4 protein-coding genes are annotated in these 4,013 nt (G+C 44.2%); 2 read left to right on the forward strand and 2 right to left on the reverse strand.

Annotated features, from left to right (window positions below):
- Nucleotides 1-867 precede the first annotated feature (867 nt).
- The gene (locus tag AC3A8L_RS20390) at nucleotides 868-1,959 is read left to right on the forward strand and encodes a glycoside hydrolase family 5 protein (protein ID WP_487964111.1); all 1,092 of its coding nucleotides are present in this window, start codon (nucleotides 868-870) and stop codon (nucleotides 1,957-1,959) included.
- A 37-nt stretch (nucleotides 1,960-1,996) separates the two neighbouring features.
- Here the strand turns inward: AC3A8L_RS20390 and AC3A8L_RS20395 are convergent, their stop codons facing one another.
- Nucleotides 1,997-2,860: an ion channel gene (locus AC3A8L_RS20395; protein WP_487964112.1), complete on the reverse strand. Its 864-nt coding sequence runs from the start codon at nucleotides 2,858-2,860 to the stop codon at nucleotides 1,997-1,999.
- Nucleotides 2,861-3,002: 142 nt separating this feature from the next.
- Here AC3A8L_RS20395 and AC3A8L_RS20400 point away from each other — a divergent pair, with 142 nt between their 5' ends.
- The gene (locus AC3A8L_RS20400) at nucleotides 3,003-3,182 is read left to right on the forward strand and encodes a hypothetical protein (RefSeq protein WP_487964113.1); all 180 of its coding nucleotides are present in this window, start codon (nucleotides 3,003-3,005) and stop codon (nucleotides 3,180-3,182) included.
- Between the two features lie 175 nt (nucleotides 3,183-3,357).
- Here the strand turns inward: AC3A8L_RS20400 and AC3A8L_RS20405 are convergent.
- The coding region (locus AC3A8L_RS20405) for a tetratricopeptide repeat protein (RefSeq protein WP_487964114.1) at nucleotides 3,358-4,013 on the reverse strand (656 nt) is incomplete at its 5' end.

Genomic DNA, 4,013 nt, shown 5'->3' on the forward strand with positions numbered 1-4,013 from the left:
AATAACTTCCCGTTTTTGAATTCCTAGGTGCACGCTTGCCTTCGTTAAAAATATTTGCAATAGCCGGCTATTGCGTCATATTTTCGCCTCGCCAAGCAAGCACCCACAAACCCAAATTCCAGCAACTTATTCCGTGCACGCCCCTTAATGCCGGCGGGTAATAGACCCTAACGTTGCATTAACTTTTGGCCCAGTATCGCTTCGCTGCTTCTATAGCAGTATTTCTAGCGTCGTACTCAATTTCTCTGGATCTCATCTAGAGTGACTAGTATCAATCCAGAAAAATCTCCGTTCAAAGCTATGAATACCACTCTAAAAGCTCCTGAACTCAAAACCTTATGCAACGTTAGGGTTGCTCTCTATCATAGTGTTTATTGAGCATAGCCATTAGTATGGCTTTCTACTGGGTTTAAAACATTTAATACTAACGGCAGGCTAAACACAGTAAGGTTTCGATTAACGGTGCGTTTAAAAGGTAAACACGAGCATTATTTTTCATATTATTTTGTCGTGTTGAATATCTATAGACCGGCGGTGCTTAAAATCTATCGATGGTGCAGTGTGCCAAAAAAAACGACATAGTAATCAGTCTTGCAAACAATAAAGTCATTAATGACATTTTTTTGTCGCTAATGTCTTTATTGATTCGTACAAATGTATGAATGTATTTTTCATATATAGAATACGGTGTTCTATGCCTGGTGGGTTGGGCTGAGAGCGTACAGAAACCGGCTATTCTTCGTACTTTCAAACCGCATTCGACGGTATCCCATTTTATGGGTCTGCTATTTATGATCAGTTACTGAGCCTTGCTGAAAGGACGCGGCTATCATTAAGCTAGTGGCTGAAAAATAATGAGGAAATAGTATGAGGATCATCATAATTGTCAGTTTATTACTGGCATCTGTTGCTTCGGCTGATGTTAATGAGAATTGGTGGCAGGGGGGGTACCCAAAGCCTTTTAATAGTGAGCTTTTAACGGAAAAACAAAGTGCGATAACCATCAAAGGCAATCAGTTTGTTGATGATAAGGGGCGTGTTTTTCTTTTTAAGGGCGTTAATGTTGCCGACCCGGATAAACTGTCCCGAGAGGGGAAGTGGAACAAAGCACTCTTTGAAGAGGTTAAGCGATGGGGGGCGAATACTGTGCGCTTACCGATTCATCCCGCCGCTTGGGCAAAGCAGGGGCCTGGTCAATATTATGTTTGGCTTGATGAGGCTGTAGTGTGGGCCAACGAACTGGGTCTGTATTTAATTATTGATTGGCATTCAATTGGCAATTTGCATTCCGGTTTGTACCAGCACCCCATGTATGTAACGGACTTTCAGCAAACGCTAGATTTTTGGCAAAAAACAGCGTTTCGTTATAAGGGAGTGGCTGCGGTTGCGGTTTACGAACTTTTTAATGAGCCGACGCATAACTATATTGGTAATGGCGATTACAGTTTAGGCACTATTACGTGGGCGCAGTGGAAGACGCAAGTTGAAGCGATGATTGACTTGGTGCAAGCCTATGACAAACAGGTTATTCCTTTGGTTGCCGGTTTTAATTGGGCTTATGATTTAACGCCTGTTCGCAAGCAGCCTTTCGAGCGTGACAATATAGCCTATGCGGCGCATCCTTATCCGCAAAAAGCAAAACCGGAAGATCCATCGCGTGAGGAATTTTTCCGTTTGTGGGAAGAGCATTGGGGCTTTGTTGCTGATAAAGCGCCGATGATCGCTACTGAAATCGGTTGGGCCAATGAAAATGAGCACGGCGCTCATGTCCCCACAATCAATAATGATCACACCTACGGCCCGAATATTGTGAAGTACTTAGCTAAAAAGGGTATTTCATGGACGGTTTGGGCGTTTGACCCCGAGTGGTCTCCAACCATGATTAAAAACTGGGACTTTGAGCCAACAGAGCAAGGCGCCTTCTTTAAAAAGGTTTTGCAGGGTAAATTTAAAGAGTAGTGTAGCCCAGCCCGAATAAAACATTGTTTTGTTCGGGCTATTTGGCCCCTGTTTTTAGTTTGTTTAGCGTTGCTAAAATATCTGAGTTACTCCCTAGGCAGGCTTCGGTTATCATCAGTCCGCCTAGCTCCCCGACACTAATAATGTCATCTGCGCCTGCAATTTCAAAATATTCACGGGCATGAACATTTAGCATCTCGACCACCAGTTGCGCGTCGGGATTTACCTTTCTTGCCAGCATACAATGAGTTGTTGTGTATGCATCGGCGCCAAACTTTTGTTCGTAATCCGCTAAAATAATAATTTTTTGTGCTGTATCGGTTGATGCTCTTAGTAGCATCTGCGTGTCCAGTAGGTTTTTATAGCGAACAAAAAAGACGGCGTCGTCTTCAATGGGTTTGTTGTCTAGATTGGCTATAATCACGACCTCGGTGCCTTTGTAGAGTGGGTCGCTATGAAGTCGCTCAATGATTTTTCGTCCCTTCATATTCCAGCCAATAATTAAAATATGATTTTTAGTTTTGATTGGGTTCATTCCCATCTCCTCTCTTAGCTTTGTTTCAATAAACAGTGCGGCCATTAAGGCTGAAAATAAAGCGATTAACCCTAGTGACATTAATATCATGATCACGGTGATGATTCGCCCACCAGTGGTGATGCAGGTTTTGTCTCCAAAGCCCACGGTAGACATGGTACTAATGACGTAATAAATAACATCGCCAATATGCTGAAAGGCTGGGTTGTTATGTAGCTCAAAGATACTGATGCCAATAACCCCGAAGGTAAAAACGCTACCAGCGTAGCCCAGAAATTTGAGCATGAGCTTGATTTTGACTCGGTGAAAAAAATGCAGCAGTGTAAATACGGAGTGGCGGAATTCTTGGAATAATGTGGTAAACATAGAGGCTCAGTTGTTGAGTGTCTTTTTGAATTATTTGTCTTTGGCTGTATCTTGAAGTATAGGTAAGGTTGTGGCACTTGCGTTTTGAATTTTAACCCAGAGGCTATAATTCCCATTTTTGTTTATTTGCTGAGGCTGTCGTATGAAATATAAATGTGCAGGTGTTTTTTGTGTTGTTATCGTATTGTCCGGCTGTGGGGAGCAACCCGAGCCCACAGGGGTGATTCCGCAGTACCAACTAGATGCGTTGGATAAGGCTAAAAAGGTTGAAGGGTTACTTCAGCAGAAAGGTAAAAATCTAGAGAAGGCTTTGGAGGAATAATGGCGTATTCGCCCCTTAAGGCCTAAAAGCTACTGCTGAAAAAGGTGCGTAGACTTTGATAGTCCAACTGCGTTTTTAGGTTAAACACGCAGGCGGACACTATTTGTCGGGCTGCCAAATAGCTGAGTGCCCATTCTTTTTCGCGCAGCGCGTGTATAGCGCTATTCGGTATGGCCTAAACGCTGCCGAGTAAATCGGGGTACAGCTTGCTGAGCTGCTTCTGAATGTAGGCATAGCGTTTGAATTGTTTGTGGTCAGATTTCAAATCACCTATGGCGCGCAAGCAGCGGCGGCATATTTTTTCGTGTTGGTGGGTCGCTCCTTTCTCCTCATCAAATGCCGTTACTGCTTGCACCAGGTTGAGGTTCAGGCCGATATGTTTAGGGTAGGTGGCAAGGGCTTGGTTAAAGACTTCAATGGCGGCTTCAAAATCTTTTTCGTCGTAAGCGCTAATGCCTGACTTGGTGAGTTTGGCGGCTTGGCCTTTACCTTCATCACTAATGGGCTCGCCGGTAATGCCGTCAATAATACGAAGCAGTTTTGCGTCTTTAGGGTTGCTGGCGGCAACGGACGTTAAAATGGCGCGGGCTTGTTCTTCGTCATCCATGGCGTAGAGTGTGCGAGCGAACTCTAAGCTGGCACTTACCGATGGCGCGCGAACATTTTTGTAAAGTTTGGTGGCTTTATCGGCTATCGTTTTTGCTTTGTCTTTGTTACCAAGGCTAACGGCCAGTTGCGTTTCGACCATGAGTGCTTGAGCTTCAATTTCTTGTGAGCCGCCGTAGCGCTTGCGGGCGCGATCTAAAAAGGTGTTGGCTTGTTTAACGAGCT

It is taken from the genome of Marinagarivorans sp. (assembly GCF_982758155.1).

Excerpts from the sequence above, each read along its gene's own strand:
- AC3A8L_RS20390 (WP_487964111.1), top strand. The coding sequence starts at position 868 with ATGAGGATCATCATAATTGTCAGTTTATTACTGGCATCTGTTGCTTCG.
- AC3A8L_RS20395 (WP_487964112.1), bottom strand. The coding sequence starts at position 2,860 with ATGTTTACCACATTATTCCAAGAATTCCGCCACTCCGTATTTACACTG.
- AC3A8L_RS20400 (WP_487964113.1), top strand. The coding sequence starts at position 3,003 with ATGAAATATAAATGTGCAGGTGTTTTTTGTGTTGTTATCGTATTGTCC.